At 41.8% G+C, this 19774-nt stretch carries 23 protein-coding genes; 10 read left to right on the forward strand and 13 right to left on the reverse strand.

Annotation, left to right across the window (positions count from 1 at the left end; genetic code table 11):
• Positions 1 to 8 precede the first annotated feature (8 nt).
• The 3 genes from FV185_RS08610 to FV185_RS08620 are packed head-to-tail and all read left to right on the forward strand — an operon-like array spanning position 9 to position 2669.
• Positions 9 to 1202: a CpaF family protein gene (locus FV185_RS08610; RefSeq protein WP_067496518.1), complete on the forward strand. Its 1194-nt coding sequence runs from the start codon at positions 9 to 11 to the stop codon at positions 1200 to 1202.
• Positions 1199 to 1942 carry a type II secretion system F family protein gene (locus tag FV185_RS08615; protein WP_067496521.1) on the forward strand — a complete coding sequence of 248 codons (744 nt, stop codon included), beginning with the start codon at positions 1199 to 1201 and terminating at the stop codon, positions 1940 to 1942. Before FV185_RS08610 ends, FV185_RS08615 begins: the two co-directional genes overlap by 4 nt.
• Positions 1932 to 2669, forward strand: coding sequence for a type II secretion system F family protein (locus FV185_RS08620; protein WP_067496524.1), 738 nt, complete (start codon positions 1932 to 1934; stop codon positions 2667 to 2669). Before FV185_RS08615 ends, FV185_RS08620 begins: the two co-directional genes overlap by 11 nt.
• Positions 2670 to 2722: 53 nt before the next feature.
• Here the strand turns inward: FV185_RS08620 and FV185_RS08625 are convergent, their stop codons facing one another.
• The 3 genes from FV185_RS08625 to FV185_RS08635 form a co-directional block, all read right to left on the reverse strand.
• Positions 2723 to 4318, reverse strand: coding sequence for a gamma-glutamyltransferase family protein (locus FV185_RS08625; RefSeq protein ID WP_067496527.1), 1596 nt, complete (start codon positions 4316 to 4318; stop codon positions 2723 to 2725).
• A gap of 9 nt (positions 4319 to 4327) precedes the next feature.
• Entirely contained in the window at positions 4328 to 5596 is a 1269-nt protein-coding gene (gene oxlT, locus FV185_RS08630) for an oxalate/formate MFS antiporter (RefSeq protein WP_067496530.1), read from the reverse strand.
• Between the two features lie 160 nt (positions 5597 to 5756).
• Entirely contained in the window at positions 5757 to 7970 is a 2214-nt protein-coding gene (locus FV185_RS08635; RefSeq protein ID WP_067496533.1) for a heavy metal translocating P-type ATPase, read from the reverse strand.
• Positions 7971 to 8019: 49 nt separating this feature from the next.
• On the opposite strand from FV185_RS08635, the gene ccmA reads away from it, so the two are divergent.
• From ccmA to ccmE, 5 genes are read left to right on the forward strand one after another with little or no spacing between them, the layout of a single operon-like run.
• A complete protein-coding gene (gene ccmA, locus FV185_RS08640) occupies positions 8020 to 8628 on the forward strand; it encodes a cytochrome c biogenesis heme-transporting ATPase CcmA (RefSeq protein ID WP_067496536.1) in 609 nt (202 codons plus the stop codon).
• Positions 8625 to 9299: a heme exporter protein CcmB gene (gene ccmB, locus FV185_RS08645; RefSeq protein ID WP_067496539.1), complete on the forward strand. Its 675-nt coding sequence runs from the start codon at positions 8625 to 8627 to the stop codon at positions 9297 to 9299. Before ccmA ends, ccmB begins: the two co-directional genes overlap by 4 nt.
• A 9-nt stretch (positions 9300 to 9308) precedes the next feature.
• Complete coding sequence (gene ccmC, locus FV185_RS08650) at positions 9309 to 10040, forward strand: heme ABC transporter permease CcmC (protein ID WP_197457854.1); 732 nt, start codon at positions 9309 to 9311, stop codon at positions 10038 to 10040.
• Entirely contained in the window at positions 10027 to 10194 is a 168-nt protein-coding gene (ccmD, locus tag FV185_RS08655) for a heme exporter protein CcmD (protein WP_067496545.1), read from the forward strand. The genes ccmC and ccmD overlap by 14 nt, the downstream gene beginning before the upstream one ends.
• Positions 10191 to 10643: a cytochrome c maturation protein CcmE gene (gene ccmE / locus FV185_RS08660; protein WP_067496549.1), complete on the forward strand. Its 453-nt coding sequence runs from the start codon at positions 10191 to 10193 to the stop codon at positions 10641 to 10643. The genes ccmD and ccmE overlap by 4 nt, the downstream gene beginning before the upstream one ends.
• 105 nt (positions 10644 to 10748) lie before the next feature.
• Here the strand turns inward: ccmE and ccmI are convergent, their stop codons facing one another.
• The 4 genes from ccmI to FV185_RS08680 are packed head-to-tail and all read right to left on the reverse strand — an operon-like array spanning position 10749 to position 14901.
• Positions 10749 to 11990, reverse strand: coding sequence for a c-type cytochrome biogenesis protein CcmI (gene ccmI / locus FV185_RS08665; RefSeq protein WP_067496551.1), 1242 nt, complete (start codon positions 11988 to 11990; stop codon positions 10749 to 10751).
• A gap of 3 nt (positions 11991 to 11993) precedes the next feature.
• Positions 11994 to 12446, reverse strand: coding sequence for a cytochrome c-type biogenesis protein (locus tag FV185_RS08670; RefSeq protein WP_067496554.1), 453 nt, complete (start codon positions 12444 to 12446; stop codon positions 11994 to 11996).
• Positions 12443 to 12979, reverse strand: coding sequence for a DsbE family thiol:disulfide interchange protein (locus FV185_RS08675; protein WP_067496557.1), 537 nt, complete (start codon positions 12977 to 12979; stop codon positions 12443 to 12445). The genes FV185_RS08670 and FV185_RS08675 overlap by 4 nt, the downstream gene beginning before the upstream one ends.
• The gene (locus FV185_RS08680; protein ID WP_067496560.1) at positions 12976 to 14901 is read right to left on the reverse strand and encodes a heme lyase CcmF/NrfE family subunit; all 1926 of its coding nucleotides are present in this window, start codon (positions 14899 to 14901) and stop codon (positions 12976 to 12978) included. Before FV185_RS08680 ends, FV185_RS08675 begins: the two co-directional genes overlap by 4 nt.
• Positions 14902 to 15001: 100 nt before the next feature.
• Between FV185_RS08680 and FV185_RS08685 the strand changes: the two genes are divergently transcribed.
• Positions 15002 to 15430 carry a universal stress protein gene (locus tag FV185_RS08685; protein WP_067496563.1) on the forward strand — a complete coding sequence of 143 codons (429 nt, stop codon included), beginning with the start codon at positions 15002 to 15004 and terminating at the stop codon, positions 15428 to 15430.
• A gap of 4 nt (positions 15431 to 15434) precedes the next feature.
• Here FV185_RS08685 and FV185_RS08690 read toward each other — a convergent pair whose 3' ends face one another.
• The 6 genes from FV185_RS08690 to FV185_RS08715 form a co-directional block, all read right to left on the reverse strand.
• Complete coding sequence (locus tag FV185_RS08690) at positions 15435 to 15965, reverse strand: hypothetical protein (RefSeq protein ID WP_156474228.1); 531 nt, start codon at positions 15963 to 15965, stop codon at positions 15435 to 15437.
• A 100-nt stretch (positions 15966 to 16065) separates the two neighbouring features.
• Entirely contained in the window at positions 16066 to 16515 is a 450-nt protein-coding gene (locus FV185_RS08695; protein WP_067496570.1) for a DUF2721 domain-containing protein, read from the reverse strand.
• 9 nt (positions 16516 to 16524) lie between these two features.
• On the reverse strand, positions 16525 to 17253 hold the full coding sequence (locus FV185_RS08700) for an LrgB family protein (RefSeq protein ID WP_067496573.1): 729 nt from the start codon (positions 17251 to 17253) through the stop codon (positions 16525 to 16527).
• Complete coding sequence (locus FV185_RS08705) at positions 17246 to 17593, reverse strand: CidA/LrgA family protein (protein ID WP_067496576.1); 348 nt, start codon at positions 17591 to 17593, stop codon at positions 17246 to 17248. Before FV185_RS08705 ends, FV185_RS08700 begins: the two co-directional genes overlap by 8 nt.
• Positions 17590 to 18075, reverse strand: coding sequence for a Dps family protein (locus tag FV185_RS08710; protein WP_067496579.1), 486 nt, complete (start codon positions 18073 to 18075; stop codon positions 17590 to 17592). Before FV185_RS08710 ends, FV185_RS08705 begins: the two co-directional genes overlap by 4 nt.
• A gap of 39 nt (positions 18076 to 18114) precedes the next feature.
• Complete coding sequence (locus tag FV185_RS08715; protein WP_067496581.1) at positions 18115 to 18936, reverse strand: tetratricopeptide repeat protein; 822 nt, start codon at positions 18934 to 18936, stop codon at positions 18115 to 18117.
• Positions 18937 to 19115: 179 nt separating this feature from the next.
• Between FV185_RS08715 and FV185_RS08720 the strand changes: the two genes are divergently transcribed.
• Positions 19116 to 19763, forward strand: coding sequence for an energy transducer TonB (locus FV185_RS08720; protein WP_067496585.1), 648 nt, complete (start codon positions 19116 to 19118; stop codon positions 19761 to 19763).
• Positions 19764 to 19774: the final 11 nt, after the last annotated feature.

Below are 19774 nucleotides of genomic sequence, written 5' to 3' on the forward strand. Positions count from 1 at the left end.
ATATCAATATGGATCTTATTCAACTACGTCAACAACTCCACCAACGTATTATTGATCATCCTCGTATGCTTCAATTGGCATCTTTACCGGAAGAGAACAAACGTTTTGTATTAAAAGGATGGATCAAAGACTCATTGACAGAGTACTCACCTAGCCTATCAAAAGAACATAACAATTGTCTTATTGAACAGCTTGAGAATGAAATATTAGGTTTAGGTCCACTTGAAACACTGCTACAGGATTCCTCTATCAGCGATATATTAGTCAACGGACCTAAACAAATTTATGTTGAAAGACAGGGACTGTTAAGCCTTCATTCTGATACATTTGATAATGAACAACATGTAAAACATACCATTGATAAAATCATTTCTCCTCTTGGTCGACGGTTAGATGAGAGTCATCCTATGGTCGATGCGCGACTTAAAGATGGATCAAGACTCAATGCAATTATTCCACCCCTAGCCCTACACGGACCCATTCTATCTATTCGCCGATTTAACCAACAATGGGCAATGAATTTTGACACATTAGTTGAACACGATACATTAACCTCCATAATGGCTAAGGTATGTTATGACTACGTAAAGTTGGGAGCTAATATTTTAATTAGTGGAGGAACGGGGTCAGGAAAAACCACTTTACTTAATATTCTTGCTTCACATATTGATCCGCTAGAACGATTGATAACCATTGAAGATGCAGCGGAGCTTAATATTCACCATCCCCATGTCGTTAGTCTTGAAACGCGGCCCGCTAATATGGAGGGATCAGGAGAAGTTACCGGTGAACAACTACTAAGAAATGCCCTACGCATGAGGCCCAATCGAATCTTATTTGGAGAATTACGAGGTCGAGAGGCATGGGATTTAATGCAAGCTATGAATACAGGACATCCAGGCTCTATGACTACCATTCATGCTAATAGTGCAGAACATGCTCTTATTCGACTTCAACAATTGATTGAAAGCCACCAAGGTACGCACCTCCATAATCTCAACCAACAGCTAATTCATACTCTAGATGTCATTATTCATCTTGAGCGTGATAAACAAGGGAGACGAAGAGTTATGTCTATTCATGAAATACAACCCAAAAGGCATGCCCCTTTAGTGTGTCTTTTTTATTTTGATGGCGATCGATTTATCAACAAACAACAGCATTCAAAATATCACCCTAAAAAACAATCAATTGTTTTATGACACTCTTATCAGTTCTCTTTTTTATTAATGTTATATTTTGTCTGGTAACAGGGCTAGTTCTATTTAAACGTCATATATCTCAAGGTGAGGATATATCTATTGTTAGTTTGCCCAGCTTTACTCTGGACACGGTCAACTATAAAAATAATTCTCAATCTCTGCTTACCAAACTCTTTCATCGTCGTTCTTATACTATACCAATTGAGGAGTGGTGTCGTTTTTTTGATCTGCTTGGTTTTTCTTTAAAAAGTGGACTTACGCTACGACAAGCATGTGACAGTGTTTCTCCACATATTGATGGACTACAAAAAAAGGGAGTTGAACAACTTTTGCAAGATATGACCTTAGGTTTGTCTTTCGTTAACGCTCTTTGTCGATGGCAAGACACTCTTCACGACCCTCTCCTTAAACGTTTTATTTTTATTGTTGAGCTCCATGAAACCACTGGAGGAGATATTATTCATTTGCTACAAAAATGGACATATCAATTAAGACAATATCAACAAATTCAAATTCATATTGAACAGTCTACCAAAGAGGCTCGTGCATCCGGTGTTATTCTCTCACTGCTCACCCCCTTAATTGCTCTACTCACTTGGTATTTACATCAAGATTTATGGCTTAAGGCATTGCATAGCCATTTAGGATTAAGTCTTTTTATTGCCACATTGTTACTGTGGTTGTCAGGTGTGGTGTGGACAAGATATTTAACCAATATTAAGGTCGGTGATGATGACTAATTATCAACTCATTTATCAACTATTATCTAATAAAACACTTACTAGTAACCTTGCTCTCTCTTTATATCAAAGAGGTTGGGTAAATAACGTATCACAAGAGAAAGTTCAACGTGGCGTGAAGCAGTATGTGACTCTCTTTATTATCTTACTCGTTATAGGTGGAATTAATATATGCATTAAAAGAAACAGCTATATTGAATGGTGCTGTATTTTTCTTGTATTTAGTCCATTATTTTTACTTAATTTATTAGCCAGTCGTAAAGACCTATATCAGCGTCAAATTAATCATAGTCTACCTACTACTTTAGAAGGATTACTGTTGTGTAATGGCGCAGGACTCTCTATTCAACAGAGTATTGACCGATTAAGTCACTTTTTAGATAAACGTTATGTATTACAACGTGAATGGATGATTGCCTCGCACCAATTGCGCTCTGGTCTCAACTTGGATCACGTATTAGATACACTATTACAACGTAATCCTCATATTGGGCTGGAAAGATTGGTTATTTTATTAAAAAGCCAATATCGTTTTGGTCATGAATTAGAAAAGGGCTTACTTGATGAAATAGAACAACATCACCGCGAACGAGAACAACATATCCAACAACTTACTGCTACCCTAAACTTAAAACTTTTAATGCCTCTATTAGGATGCTTTCTCCCTTCTCTTGTCATGATGATTCTCATTCCCTCGATAACACAATTAACCTATCTACTCAACTAAAACGCCTCGCTAAAACATCACGAGGCGTTTTAGGAGAGTGTCATGTGATTATGTTAAAAAGAGGCCACAACCCCATTAGAACGAGGGTCACTTGCCCCTTCAAATAAACCGTTAGGATGACGAACAACGGCTCCGGCATGCCCAACAGTTTCATCAAAGTCATTTAATAATTCAACATCATGACCACGACGCTTTAACTCATTAACAATATCAGCGGAAAAGCGAGACTCCAGTTTTAATGTATCCGAGGTTTGCCCCCAGGTACGACCAAGTAACCAACGAGGTGCAGTCACTGCCTGCTGCAAGGGTTGACCAAATACCACATGGCGGGTAAACACTGCTGCTTGAGTTTGTGGTTGTCCATCCCCACCCATGGTGCCATACACCATAACTCGTCCATCTTTTAATTTAGCTGCCGCTGGGTTCAAAGTATGAAAAGGTTTCTTAAAGGGCGCTAAAGCAAGTAAATGATCCTTATTGAGACTGAAAGATGCCCCTCTATTCTGCCAATTAAGCCCTGTCGTAGGTAATACACAACCGCTACCATATTCGTGATAAATACTCTGAATAAATGAAACGGCCAAACCTGTGTGATCAATTGCTCCTAACCATACTGTATCAGCCGGGCCCTTACCTTGTCCCCAAGCGAGTGCTTGACTTAATTGAATAGCATCAGCTCCGGCAGATAAATGGTCTTCACTTAAAATACGTTGCGGCTCAATCGGGGCTGTCTCAGGGTCAGTCACAAAACGATCTCTTAACTTGAACGCTTGTTTAGTGGATTCCACCAGAAGATGAACATAATCCGCGCTCTCTTCTTCTATACCCTGCCAACCAAAACGCTCAGCAATGCCTAAGATAGCCAGCGACACAGCACCTTGCGTGGGGAGTGTCATGTTGTAAATTGAACCCCATTGCGAATCTAAATACAACGGTTTAACACAAGGGGCTTCATAGCGCTTTAGATCTGCAAGAGAAACGGGGGAACCAATTGCTGCCAAGTCCTTAGCAATATCCTCAGCCAATGGGCCACGATAAAAACTATCTAACCCCTCAGCCACCAAACGCTCGAGAGTAAGAGCTAATTTGGGTTGACAGAATTTATCACCAACCGCATAGGATTGACGGTTCTTTAAAAAAGTCTCTGCAAATCCTGGTTGATCAATCAGTTCTGGTAATTTTTTAGCTGTTAACAGAGATTGGCTGGGCGTTACGGGAATACCTTCTTTAGCATAGGCAATAGCATCCTTAAGGAGAACGGATAAAGGTAATTTACCGCCACGTGATTGACTCACATCTAAAGCGCTTTTCCAGCCACCAATAGTCCCTGCCACCGTATTGGCTGCCCAGGGACCACGAAAGGGGATCGATTTTAAACCTTGGCTTGTATACGCTTCAATGGTGGCTTTTTCAGCAGCGCCACCACAGGCACGTATGGCAATAGGTTCTCCATCAGGAGGAACAATCACCCAAAAACCATCACCACCGATGCTATTCATATGCGGATAGACCACTGCGATAGTGGAGGCTGCTGCCACCATTGCTTCAATAGCATTACCACCTTGTCTTAATACTGCAAGCCCTGCCTGTGATGCAAGAGAATGGGGGGCAGTAACCATTCCCTGTGTGCCATAAACTGTATTGAGCATACCTTTTCCTTAATAATAACGTACCTTACGACGCAAAGGCTTCAATACAAACAAGGCCAATAAAGCTGCCATAATATCCAAAGTGATTACCACTGCAAATACTGGCAACCAACTGTGCGTTGCCTCATGTAATTGAGCTGCCATGGGACCGCCTAAAATAGAACCGACCCCTTGCGCCATGTATAACAATCCATAATTACTGCTGGCGTATTTCTCACCAAACGAATCTGTTAGTGTAGAGGGAAATAAAGAAAAAATCTCGCCCCAACCAAAAAAAACTATACCAGTTAATAGCACAAATAACAGCGGGTCATCGCGAAACTGTAACCAAGCCAACATGGCTAAACCTTCCATTAAAAATGCGATAAACATGGTGTTTTCACGACCGATACGATCTGATAGCCAACCAAAAAATGGACGGGTTAATCCATTGGTTATTCGATCCACCGATAACGCTAACGGCAATGCAGCCATCCCCATGACCAACACATTAGCCACACCAAAATCTCTAGCAATTGCTGCAGTTTGAGAGATTACCATTAACCCTGAGGTGGAAAGCATGGTCATCATGATAAACATCAGCCAAAAAAGCGGAGTTTTTAACATTACATTAGCTCCCACCCCTTGCTCGTGACTCGCCACTTCACTGGTTACGGATCGATCGATTGAGTAATCGGGTTGTTTTAAGCCTTGTGCAGCAACCGCACCGATTAACGCAAAAATTAAACCATAAATAATTAAAGTGGACTGATAACCATAATGACTAATGCCGTAGGCTACTGGAAAGGTGGTTAAGAAAGCACCGAAACCATAGCCTGCCGCAACCATTCCCACCGCAAAACCACGTCGATCAGGAAACCATTTAACCATCTGAGCGATGATACCGATATAGACAATCCCTGTGCCCACCCCGCCAATTAATCCATAGGTTAAATAAAGTCCTGTTAGCGTTGAAACATAAGAGGCCAATACCCAACTTAAGCCACTTAATACTGTGCCAATGGTAATCAAAAAACGTGGTCCAAAGCGGTCAACAAAGTAGCCTTGCAAAGGCGAGAAAAAAGTTTGAATCACAATCAATATGGAGAAAGTAATTTGGATTTCCGATAACTTTGCCCCAATACTAGTCATTAAGGGCTTGGTAAATAAAGTCCATGTATATTGAGGGCTGGCAATGGCCATCATACAAACAATCCCTAATATCAATTGTATCCAACGGGTACGGCCAGTTAGAGGATCGGCAAGGGACTCTGAAGTGTATCTAGCTACTGTGCTCATGGATCATTTCTCCTTATTCACTAAAAATGAAGTACAACTTGAATAAAGCAACTCTCGTGCCACAACAAACAGCTATTACTAAACAACGCCATTGAGGCGTTGTTATGACCTTATTATTTTTAGACTATGTCTCAGAATAGTGCGAATACAGCGTGTTTGTCTATTTGCGGCGCAATAATAGTGCATTCGTCACCACAGTGACGGAGGAGAAGGCCATGGCGAAGCCCGCGAGAACTGGGCTCAAATAGCCCATAGCAGCCAATGGAATACCAATAACGTTATAAAAAAATGCCCAAAAAAGATTTTGTTGAATCGTTCTCCAAGTGACACGGGATAAACGTATGGCCTCTGCCACCAAACGTAAATCGGGACGCAGTAGCGTCACAGATGCAGCAGAATTAGCTACATCAGTACCAGAACCCATGGCTATCCCCACATTAGCTTGCGCTAGTGCGGGAGCATCATTAATGCCATCACCCACCATAGCCACAATATGTTGATGTTGTTGCCACTCTTTTAGTGCGTTGAGTTTTAACTCAGGAGTGAGTTCGGCCTTTACATCAGTAATACCTAATTGTTTAGCAACATGCCAGGCCGACTGGTGATGATCTCCCGAGAGCATACTAATACTTAATGATTGACTTAGTAATTGCAGAATCGCATCCCGGGCTTCAGGACGAATAGGATCTGTAAAAAGAAATAGAGCCAAGGCAGTAAGTTGATTGTCATTCGTCACTAAAGCCAAAACAGATTGCGTGTAGATAGCGTGAGTGTGCTCTGAATAAGACCCATCATTGAGTTCTTCAGGTAGGCTTCCTCCCCACTCCTTAAAGCGATAGAGGCTGATTAATCGATAGCGCTCTGTTAGTCCATCCTTATCAACAATCACTCCCTCTATCCCACTGCCTGCGAGCACAATTGACTCTTTACAAGGTAATGCGACAACCCCTTCTTTATCTGCATAGTGAAGTACCGCCTGAGACAAAGGATGGGTCACCCCCGTCTGAAGCCCTGCACTAATTGCTAGCGCCCGTGCTTTACTCAACGAAGGGACTACCGTCACATCAACTAGCTGGGGAGCTCCTTCAGTTAAGGTTCCTGTCTTATCAAATACCACACGTTCAATACGGTGTGTTTCCTCTAGGGCACTGGCATCACGAATAAGAATCCCCTTCTGCGCTGCCAGTCCAGTCCCTACCATAATCGATACCGGTGTGGCTAAACCCAATGCACACGGACAGGCAATAACTAACACTGATACTGCTCTTATTAAGGACAAATCCCACGTTTTACTGTACCAAAAGTTAAGTATAAATGTGATCAGTGCGATGACCAGTACCACTGGAACAAATACTTGACTTACACGATCAACCAAACGTTGAATAGGGGGTTTATTAGCCTGGGCGTCAATCACTCTACTAATAATTTTAGCTAATACACTCTCTCCAATAGGAGTGGTCACTGTAATAACCAAACGCCCCAAGCCATTTAACGTACCGGCTATAACTTGATCTCCTTGACGTTTTAAAACAGGGTTACTCTCCCCTGTTATCAATGACTCATCCACTTCACTTTGCCCTTCATCCACTAGACCATCACTACCAATACGCTCTCCTGCTGGAACGAGAATACGGTCACCTGGCATGAGGTATTGGGTAGGAATAAGTCGATTAAAACGTACTGGACGACCAGGATCAATTAGACGAGACATCTCGGGTCTTAGGGATTGCAAAGAACGTATTGCTTCACTGGCTTGCCGCCTTGCACGATGTTCTAAGTACTTACCTAAAGATACCAAAGTAATCACCACTGCACTGGCTTCAAAATAAGTTTCGTGACCACCTAATACCAGCCATTGATATGTACTTAGACAAAAAGCCGCAAGCGTACCAAGACTTACTAGTACATCCATGTTGGCGGAGCCATGACTAAGTTGACGCCAAGCTCCTTTTAAAAAGCGCCTACCATAATAAAACTGTACGGGCGTTGCCACCAAAAAGGCGATCCAATTAGGTAACATCCAGTTGATATTAAACAAAGAGACCAGCATTGACAGTACCAATGGGGTTGAGAGAAGAATACTACCCATTAGCTCGCCTCGCTCAGCAGCTAACTCTAGAGCAAAGCGTTCATTTTCTTGATCAAATATATCCTCTTTAGCAAGTTGAGCGCCATAACCTGCTGCCACCACAGCGCGCACTAACTCTGCCTCTATATTGCCTGGCACATTGTCATCAACGACACTCACCTCAGCGCTCTCAGTGGCCAGATTAACCACTGCTTGATTGACCCCTGGTACCCGCAAGAGCGCCCCTTCTACGTGGGCCACACAGGACGCACAGGTCATACCAGAAATAGACAGCTGTTTTTTCATAAAAAAGGGATCGCTCGGGAATTCACTGTTTTTATTGTAGAATAGCCAAATGAATTTGTCAGTGAAAGATCTTAGTTGCCAGCGCGGTGAGCGTTTATTGTTTGAGCATGTTTCCTTTCAATTGGAGCCTCATCAATGGTGTCACGTTACAGGCGAAAATGGTGCCGGGAAAACCAGTTTATTAAGACTGTGTGCCGGGCTAAGCTCGCCACTATCAGGTAGTATTTCTTGGGGGGGAGTCAATATCCCTGATGATCTGGATGGCTTTCACAAAGATCTTTTGTATCTTGGTCATGCCAGTGGATTAAAAGAAGAGTTAACTCCATTAGAAAACCTCACGCTCATGAGCCAAATTGATGGCCAGCCTGCCACGGAAGACACTATTTTAAGTGTTCTATCCTTTTGGGGATTAGCAGGACGTGAGGACTTACCTGTCAGAGTCTTATCAGCAGGACAACGTCGTCGTGTTTTATTATCCCGTTTGTTATTAAAATCCTGTCCATTATGGATTTTAGATGAGCCCTTCAATGCTCTTGATAAAAAGGCTATCAATACACTCTATGACTTGTTGACCAACCATGTATCTAAAGGTGGATTATTACTGGTTACCAGTCATCAACCCATGGAAATGGCTGAAGGAATTGTATTGAGCCTATGAATTTGTTCTCAACCATTTACTGTATGGCGCGTCGTGATTTGACTCTTGCGCTACGTCATAAAACAGAAATTCTTACTGCCCTGTTCTTTTTTGTGATTGTGGTCAACCTATTGCCGCTTGGTGTGGGACCAGACCCTAAATTACTGAGTAAAATAGCGCCTGGAGTAGTATGGATTGGTGCCCTCTTAGCAACGCTTTTAGGTCTACCACGTCTGTTCGCCCATGATTATCAAGACGGGACATTAGAGCAACTCTCCCTCTCTCCTCGCTCATTTACACTCATTGTACTTGGTAAAATCATGGCACACTGGATTGTAGCGGGGCTCCCTGTTGTACTAATTACCCCATTACTTGGAATTCAATTTAATTTATCTGGTCCAATTATTGGTGTATTAATGCTCACCTTAGTGTTAGGTACCCCGGTATTGTCGCTAATTGGAGCCATTGGTGCTGCACTCACTTTAGGCGTACGTGGTGGTGGAGTACTGTTATCATTACTCATTTTGCCTCTGTATATTCCTGTCCTCATTTTTGGGGCAGGAGCGGCGGAAGCCTATCGAGCTGGACTTGATATGACAGGATACTTGTGGTTATTGGCAGCGCTAGATTTATTGGCTTTATTTTTTGCCCCTTGGGTGAGCGCTATTGCCCTCAAGGTTGCTTTGGAGTAGAGAATGTCGATGGTTAATTGGTTTAAATACGCCTCACCGGCTAGTTTTTATCCACTTGCAGGAAAGCTGATTCCTTTTTTTACAGCTATTACTGCTATTTTGTTGGCTGTAGGTCTATGGATTAGTTTTTTTGTGGCCCCCACAGACTTTCAGCAAGGCGAAGGATACCGAATTATTTTTGTTCATGTTCCTGCAAGCTGGATGTCCATGTTTATTTATTGCGTCATGGCCTTTTGGTCAGCTCTCGGTTTTATATTAAATACTCGCTTATCCGGCATGATGACTCAAGCCTTAGCACCAACTGGGGCTATGTTTGCTTTTCTCTCTTTGGTGACTGGTTCTCTCTGGGGTAAGCCCATGTGGGGGACTTGGTGGGTATGGGATGCGCGCTTAACCTCTCAATTAATTTTATTTTTCTTATATTTGGGCTTTCTTGCACTGACCTCAGCGATTGACGACCCACGTCGTCGTGATAAAGCTGGCGCTATCTTGTCATTAGTGGGAGTTGTTAATATTCCCATTATTTATTTTTCTGTTATTTGGTGGAATACCCTCCATCAAGGTGCCACGGTTTCCATGACTAAAGCCCCTACCATGGCGCATACCATGCTAATGGGTATGTTAATTATGGCGTTGGCTTTTTGGGGGTACACCATAGCTATTGTATTAAAACGTGTACGTTGTATTATTCTAGAACGTGAAATTGCTAGTGAATGGGTTAAGAAAAATGCATTGGAATAGTCTGTCAGAGTTTTTTCATATGGGTGGTTATGGCCTCTATGTATGGGGGAGTTTTGGTATTTGTACCGTTGCTATGATCATTGAACCCATAGTACTTAATGCCCGTAATCAAAAAATAAGACGTCAAGTGAAACGTCAAGGAGGACAGTGGTGAAACCGCGTCAAAAACGTATTATGTTTATTGTTGGCGGCATGCTAGTGCTTGCCGTTGCAGCAACCTTTGTTGTCAAAGCGTTTCGCAGTAATCTTGTATTTTTTTATACTCCAACACAAATTGCCGATGGCCAAGCACCCCATGACAAAGCCTTTCGTATTGGTGGATTAGTGAAACAAGGCTCTTTGAAACACGAAGGGGTTATCTCTTATTTTGTGGTCACTGATACCCGTAAAGATTTTCCAGTCAGCTATACCGGTATTTTGCCTGATTTATTCAAGGAAGGACGGGGAGTCGTGGCAGAAGGAAAGCTTGGTAATAATGGCGTCTTTGTGGCTTCAGAAGTCTTAGCAAAACATGATTCAAACTATATGCCACCAGAAGCTAAGGCAGCTCTAGATCAAGCTAAACAAGTTGAAGAAACCACTAAAACACTCAAAATGAATTAACTAAAAACCATTCATATAAAAAGGGGCTTTGCTTAAGCCCCTTTTTTATTTTCTCCATTATTGTGAGCGTTCAATCCAACACCCAACTTAACTAGTTTTAAAATACTATTGAGCCACTTGATTAATAATCAATTTAATCCCTGAACTACCTGGCTTCACAGGTTCGCTTTTACCGAATAAATCACCAGCAGAAGGAGTAGCCGATCCTGACTTACTAATTTTTGCTTCTACAGTGACTTCACTTACAGTAGCCAAATTAAAATTAGGACTCATAGCCATATTTTTAGTCAGTTCAAAATGATAAGGCAATTGAGACACTGGCACACGAAGAACAGCCAAAGGCATACGTGGTCCATTGGTGGCTCTTGCAAAAATAAAGACTATTTCTTGACCGGTTAACTGTGCTTTCAGTTTAGGATCCAATGATACTTCACCACTCAGAGAAGTCGCCTTTAAATCTTTAGATGATGCCAATGTCTCGGGAGTGGTTACCGGCCCCTCCTCCCCTTGAAAATCGTTCATTGTTAAAGCAGCCAAGTGTTGTTTTATCCGCGCTTGATTAATACTATCCAAAACAAACTTGGCATCAGGCGATGAGGGATCAATCAACGGCATGAGTTTTTTCCAACTCTGCTCAGCACCTTTATAATCATTTTGTGCAAACAAAAATCCGCCATGTAAATACAATCCTTTAGGATTCCCTGGTTCAAGTTTTAACACCTGGGTAACCAACACCTGCGCATGCACGAAGCCTTTATCAACACCACTTGCAACCAAGGCTTCTGCATAATCTGCCATCAGAGTGGGATCATCCTTCATGGTGCTTTCAATATGAGCAAAAGCATTTACTGCATCAATGGGACGATTGAGTGTCATGTAGGAGTGAGCCAGCATGGCCCATCCTTTAGCGTCATTGGGGTTCTTAGCCAACTTTGCCGCTAACCCTTCAACCATGGCACTGATTTGTTGGTCGGACATTGGGGTATTGTCTGGATTAAACACTTCTTTATGTCCGCGCCACATATAAATTGATACACTTAACACTGGAATAAGTACTACAGCACCCCACACCCATCGACGATCAGATTTGTTTTCTTTCACCGCAGACTCGTCAGTGGTATCTTCCAATAAACGTCGTTGTATTTCACTATTGGCCTGCTCAAAGTCTTCTTTAGAGATAGACCCTGCATCAAGTTCTGCCTGTAACTCAAGCAATTGATCTTTGTACACGGCTATATTAAGAGCTTGCTGATTATTGTTAACTTGGGTTTGGCGACGAGCTACCCAGACTAAAACACCAATAATAACGAGTATGAGAACAGCAGCAGAAATAATAAAAGAAATCATAAATTACTCACGTAAGAGTTCTGTGGCATGTTGTTGTTGTTGAGCTGACAAAGGAGCTTCTTCTGATTGGCTATTACGCTTTCGCACTACCGAAATCAATACTCCGATACCCACTAATAGCAATAGGAACGGGCCAAACCAAAGAGCATAGGTAGTGGCATCAACAGGGGGTTTATAACGGATAAAATTACCATATCGTTGAACCATATAGTCAGTTATTTCTTTATCTGTTTTACCTTGATTAATCAATTGACGAATCTGATCACGTAAATCTTTCGCGAGATCGGCATCGGAGGCAGCGAGTGATTCATTTTGGCAGACCAAACAACGCATATCCTTTGATAGATCAATAAGACGTGCCTCTGTAACAGGGTCACGGGCAACAGGGGTTGCTTCTTTGGCTAAAACAGAGACTGAGATAAATAGCGCAACTAAAAGAGTACCTAGTGTTTTCATTGTTGTAGCTCTTTAATTAAAGGTAACAAGGTATTTTTAAGTGCATCCTCTGTGATAGGGCCAATTTGCTTATAACGAATCACCCCTTTTTTATCGATCACATAGGTTTCTGGTACTCCATACACACCATAATTAATACCAACACGCCCATCTAAATCAACAGCAATTTTAGTATAAGGATTACCATAATTCGTCACCCAACCCTCACCATCTTGCGGCCGGTCTTTGTAGTCAAGGCCGATTAAAGGAATGGAGTAGTCACGAGCAAATTTTAATAAAATCGGATGCTCATCGCGGCACGACACACACCAAGAGGCCCACACATTTAGAAGCCATACTTGTCCTAATAAATCATGCGGAGAGAAGGTTTCACTCTTCCCTAATTGAGGCAAAGTAAAGTCAGGGGCGCTCTTGTTAATTAAAGGAGAAGGGACTTCATGTGGATCATGGCGTAACCCTAACCCCATGAAAGCCACCAATCCAATAAAAACCAATAAGGGAATCACATACCAAAAGTTGATGGGTTTTTTCATGCTATCTTTTTCTCCCGTTTTGCCTGGATACGATAGCGTTTATCGCTGGCAGCTAGAATACCCCCTAAGGCCATAAAGATGCATCCACCCCAAATCCAATTAACAAATGGTTTGACATACACTCTCATACTCCAAGAACCATCACCCAATGGTTGTCCCAAAGAGACATAAATATCACGGGATAAGCTTGAATGTATAGCAGCTTCTGTGGTGGGCATGGCAGAGGAAAAATAAGAGCGTTTTTCTGGAAAAAGCTGGCCATCTAATTGACCGTTATTCGCGTAGGTGACAGTTCCTCTGACAGCTGAATAATTAGGCCCAGGCACCTGCTCAATGCCTACCAATCTAAAAGTAGTGCCGTCAACCGTTAATGTATCTCCAGGGCCCATTTTCACATCGCGCTCTAACTCATAGCTTTTAACCATGGTGACACCAATCACAAATAACGCCAAGCCAAAGTGAGCAAGTTGCATTCCCCAAAACCAAGAAGGAATTTGTGACATCTTTCGCCACGCCCAGAGTTGTTTGGTTACCGCAAGAATGATCCAAGCGGCCACAGCAATACCCACAGCAGACATGAGATGAAATTGTCCCATTAAGACTGGAGTGACTCCCCCCACCACCAATGCAATCACGAAGTCCCAGCGTAAATCCTTAATCAATTGCCAGATTTTATCGCGCTTCCAATTAGAGGCTGTTCCAAGAGGTAAAACCAATAGCAACGGTAACATTAATGGTACAAAAACCAAATCAAAATAAGGAGGGCCTACCGAGATTTTCCCCATGTTCATGGCATCAACGATCATTGGGTAGATGGTTCCTAATAGTACAGAGGCCGCAGCCACCACCAACAACACGTTATTAACTAACAGAAACGTTTCTCGTGAGACAAGTTTAAAGGTACCGCCATCACCCACCTTAGGAGCGCGCCAAGCAAAGAGTGTTAATGACCCGCCAATAACAAAAGCTAAAAATATCAAGACAAAAATACCGCGTTTAGGATCAGAGGCAAAAGCGTGTACTGATGTAAGTACTCCTGAGCGTACAATAAAAGTACCTAACAAAGATAAAGAAAAAGCACTGATTGCAAGTAATACAGTCCAGCGTTTAAAAGCGCCTCTTTTCTCTGTCACGACTAAAGAATGAATTAGCGCTGTTCCCATCAACCAAGGCATAAATGATGCATTTTCCACTGGATCCCAAAACCACCAACCACCCCATCCTAATTCGTAATAAGCCCAATGGGATCCAAAGCAAATGCCTAGTGTCAAGAAAATCCACGCTGCTAGAGTCCATGGACGTGACCATCTAGCCCATGCTGCATCGAGTTTCCCAGAAATCAACGCAGCAATAGCAAAAGCAAAAGCTACCGAAAAGCCCACATATCCCATATACAGCATAGGTGGGTGGTAAACCAAGCCAGGATCCTGTAGCAATGGATTTAAATCTCGTCCCTCAGTTGCAGCTGGGATTAATCGATCAAAGGGGTTAGACGTTAATAAAATAAACAATAAGAAACCTAGTACAACTAATGCCAGTACACCTAATACTCTTGATACAACTGGATCAGGCAGGCGCTGAGAAAACACTGCCACGGCAGCAGTCCAAAGAGTTAAGAGTAACACCCATAAGAGCAATGATCCCTCATGACCACCCCATACCGCAGACAATTTATATTGAACAGGAAGTTGCGAGTTAGAGTGTTGTGAGACATACAACACGGAAAAATCATTAGTAATGAATGCGTAGGCTAGACAAACAAATGACAATCCCACCGTCAAGAAAAGCAATATTGCCATAGGTCGAGATAATGCAATCCACAACGCTGAGCCTCTCTGCGCGCCCGCAAGAGAAAAAAACGATAAAAACAAAGACAAACACAAAGCAACGATAAGTGAAAAGTGGCCAAGTTCTGGAATCATTCTTTTATAACCTTTCTAAAAACCTATAACAGTTTACCTTGAGATGAACGCTCACGCTATAATTGATTTGTATCTTATATTTCAGTTCCGGGAGATTGTCATGTTTCAACATATTCTTATTCCCATTGATGGGTCTACCCTATCCCACAAAGCCTTAGTAGGAGGTATTGCTATGGCTAAAGCGCTCAATGCAAAAATTACCATTTATACGGCCGTAGTTGAGTTTTTACCTATGACTGAGTTTGCTGTGGAGACTCCGCAAAGCGTCATGGAAGAATTAGAAAAAGAAGCCAATAAACACCTTAAAGTAGCACAAAAAGAAGCTACAACTGCAGGAGTTCCTGTCAATGTAATTAAAACCACTGAATTCTCACCTTATCAAGGGATTATTAATACGGCAAAAGCCGAAAAATGCGATTTAATTTTAATGGCCTCTCACGGAAGACGTGGCCTAACAGGATTCTTGCTGGGCAGTGAAACACAAAAAGTTCTCACTCACTCAGAAATCCCTGTATTAGTTTACCGCTAAACAATTATCTAACTGCTCCGGGCGGTACTAAGGGCAAATGTTGCCATGCTCCAGGACAGTTCTTAACTTGCGGATAGATGCCTTTATTGTCTGGACAGAAAAAATAGCCTGTATTTTGTGCTGGTACAGATGAAGGAGCCATTGTGTTCAACCCAGTAGGAGGAATGTAAGTTGTTCCTTGAGGTGTTATGGGAGGCGATGGCGGTTGTGTTACCACGACTGTTGGAGCAGGAGGATAATACATAGGAGCGTAATAAGGAAAAGGCGACCAGAACGGATCTCCCCAAAAAGGTGGGCCAAAACCAAAACCAAAGCCTACGTAATTTCTTTCAAACCCCTCACGACCATACCATCCTTCACGACCACCCCATCCCTCATGGCCGTAAAAACCACCACGCTCATAACCTCGCCCCTGAAATGCTGCATGTCCTCTACCGCCACCATGGCCAGCAAAAGCCCATGCACTGGCTGATAGAGCACAAAATAAAGTTAAAAAGGCTATTTTGGATAAAGTGATAATTGTATTTTTAGTCATGATCGTTCCCATTTATATCCCTTACCAATTTGACTTGAGTCAATAAGGTAAGTTCTTCATATTATTAGGGAAAATGTTAATAAAAGTAAATCTGTTATGGCTAAGATTCTTTATATCGAATTGAATAAGAGGCCACAAATACTTCAATCAATAAACACAGCAATGACAATACAAATGAGCCAATCCCTACAACGAAAGTATTTAATACCACGTGGGACAGCTGCAAGCGTCCTGAGGCTGTCTCACTAACAAATAGGCCTAACACAGTAAGGCCGATAGATAACCCACAAAAAACCACTAATGCCATGGAAACATTAATAAGTTTTCCGCGCAGAGCAAGGTGTCCTAATTCTTTTCGATAGTCCTCTTTATCATAATGTGGATGAATTTCGTCTTTTAATAAACCCTGTAAAAAACGTGAGCGATCCACAACGCGCGATAAGCGTGAGGTCAGTGCTGATACTAAGGTTGCCACGGCAGTTAATAAAAACACGGGCGCTAAGGCTAGTTGTATACCTTGGCTTAAGAAAGAAGGTTCTAAATTATTCATAGCGCAAACTTAGTAAGGGATATATGATGCAATAAAAGGAATCACGACTGCCCCTAAAATACCATGTAATCCCATGGCAAGACTTGCATAGGTACCCGCTTCAGGATGCACACTAAAAGCTCTTGAAGTACCAATACCGTGAGCGGCAAGCCCAATAGCAAACCCTCTTTGCCACCAAACTTTCATACCTAAAATATCAAATACATAACGCGCAAATACAGCACCTAATATGCCAGTAATCACGGCAAATACTGCTGTCAGGGTAGGTGAAGTATGAATACGCTCAGCAACTCCCATGGCAATAGGCGCTGTTACAGATTTAGCTATTAATGCACCAATAATATCGTTACTGGCCCCCATGTAACGAGCCACTGATACGGCAGAGAATATTGATGTCATCGCACCACATACCAATGCAATCACTAAGGGAATCATTCTACCTTTCAAGCCTCTGATCCCACGATAAATTGGGATAGCTAAAGCAACAGTTGCTGTGCCCAATAAAAAGTGTACAAATTGTGCTCCTTGAAAGTACTTAGAGTAAGGCATATCAATGACCTCTAAAGCACTTGCTACTAAAATAACTGCAATAGCAACGGGGTTAGCAATAGGTAGTCGATTACTCTTTTGATAGATAGTAAAACCAATTTGATAAGCAGACAGGGTTAGAATTAAAGCCAGTAATGGACTACCTGACAAATACACCCAAATCTCATGAATTTGTAATGGTTTATTCATGGGGTGTATTCCCACTCAGTAACCTTAATACAATCACTGTAACCGCTACGGTCGCAATAACACTTACTACTAAGGCCGTGAATACTGCAAGTGCATGTTCTCTGAGTTGCGGTAAAAACAAAATAACACCGGTTGCCGCAGGAACAAACAATAACCCCAAATGCTGGCTTAATCCATCGGCGACCAAGCCCATTGCATCAGGTACACGATCACGCCAAATTAAAAAAACCAGTAGTAGAACAAGCCCTATAACGGGGCCTGGAATGGTTTTTAACCATTCGTGAGAGATCAACTCCCCTAGTCCTTGCCACAATAATATTTGAACAAGTCCTGAAATCATGACTCAAGAAGAGATCTCAACATCCAAGCTGTTTTCTCATGAATATCCATACGTTGAGTAAGTAGATCAGCTGTAGGTTGGTCATTCGCTTCACTCGCTACAGCAAAAATACGTCTGGCTGTAGCGGCCACTTTTTCATGGCCTTTAATAAGTGTTTCTATCATTGTCACTGCTTTGGGAGGTTTAGCGGGAACATCCGAAAGGCTCGTTAATTTTGTAAATTGAGCATAGGAGCCGGGCGCAAAAAAACCCAGAGAACGAATACGCTCAGCAATAGGATCCACAGCATTCCACAATTCTGTATATTGCCCCATAAACATCGTGTGTAACGTATTAAACTGAGGACCTGTTACATTCCAGTGAAAGTTATGAGTGGTTAAATAGAGTGTATAGGTATCAGCTAGTAATTGACTTAAACCATCGGCAATATGCTTGCGTTGCTTTTCAGGTATACCAATTTGAATGGACGTAGTTTTAGCCATAATCAGCTCCTTGTACTTATTAGTTAAATAACTTTAACTTTAAGACCAATCTGATCCACCGCCAGAATCAAATCCACCACCTAAATCACCACTGTTATCCCATGATGAACCAGAGGAATCATCCCATGACCCTGAGTTAGACACACCAAAATCTTGTCCACCCATGTCATTATTAACATTCGAGGATCCAGTAAATCCGTCATTAACCACTTGATTAGAGCCTGGGGCACCATCAACCAAACGGTGAGCAAGCGCTTCTCCCGCAACCATGCCCGCACCTAAGGCCGCACCTGTAGCAAGAGAGCCCATTAACCCTGACCCCATCCCTCCACCACCTGATGGATACATGGGTTGACCTCCGCCCATTGGCATACCATTGGGATAATAGCCACCACCCTGTGGATTTTGAGTAACTACCACAGGATTTTGTTGTGTCATACGGCGCACCATCCAGACAATAACAAACAACGCGATGATCCCGATAATTAAAATAGTACCCCATGAAGTACCTGATTCACGGTGGGATGGTAGCGCTTGAGGGGACAAAGCAATCTCTTGTTTTAATGCCGTTACAGCATTGGGGTTTGCAAAGGGCAATCCTGGCTCAAGTTTCTCTGCAACAGCCAACTCAGAGCGAGCTGTCGACATATCACCTGAGCGCGCTAATACTTCGGCATTAACGTAATGTGCTTTAGCGCTGTTAGGGTGAGCTTGAACAACCTCAGCCATCATGCTTCTGGCTTCAGACAAATGACCAGTTTTGGCTGCGTTATATACCTGATCCATAGTAGGTTCAGCAAAAGCAGTATAAGTAAATCCCAAAAAAAGTATTACGAAAAAATAACTTACAATACGCTTCATAAGGTCACCTCAAAATTGGGAAGCAAATCACTTTATTAATCATGCCATATTTTGATAGATTGGGATAATAATCATAATTTCAAGTATATAAGCTTTACTTATATACTTTGATAAAAACTCGACAAAACAAACAAAATTCTGACATATAATAGTTCAATTCATCTAAATGCATTTTTGTTGTGTTAGAAAACAATAACTCTAATTTATCCAAATCGACGGTTTTATTTTTAGTATGTCTAATTCATATAGTTATTGTCTATACAATTAACCATCAAAAACCGATTAAAAGTAATACAAGCAAAACAGTAACCATTGAGTTATTTACTATTCCACGCAGCATTAACAGTATAGAAAAAACAAAACCAGCACAACAACCCGTTCAAAAGAAAATAGTAAAACCTATTTTCAAAAAGCCACTAATTTCAACACCTATTAAAGAAAATACCAAGCCTATTACACCTAAAATTGAAGACACCACAACGTCGAGTGTTTCTAATAATACCTCTAATAGCGCAAAAAAACTGTATATAGCCCCAACCAATGATAAAACAATACAAATACCAAAAGCATTATTCAATCCTAAACCGCCTTACCCAGGGGAAGCATTTGATAAAAAACAAGAAGGCACGGTTATACTTGACATAAAAGTTACAAAAAATGGCCGAATAAAGGATGTAAAAATTTACAAATCCAGTGGTTACACATTACTTGATGAATCAGCTTTAGAAACAGTCAAAATTTGGATTTTTGATCCTTACTCAATAGATCAAGCCAATGATTTCCAATGGATAAGAATTCCCATCAACTTCAATATTGTTAAAAACTAAATACAGAAATA

Origin of the sequence: Ferrovum sp. PN-J185, assembly GCF_001581925.1 — a bacterium.
Lineage (GTDB): Bacteria > Pseudomonadota > Gammaproteobacteria > Burkholderiales > Ferrovaceae > PN-J185.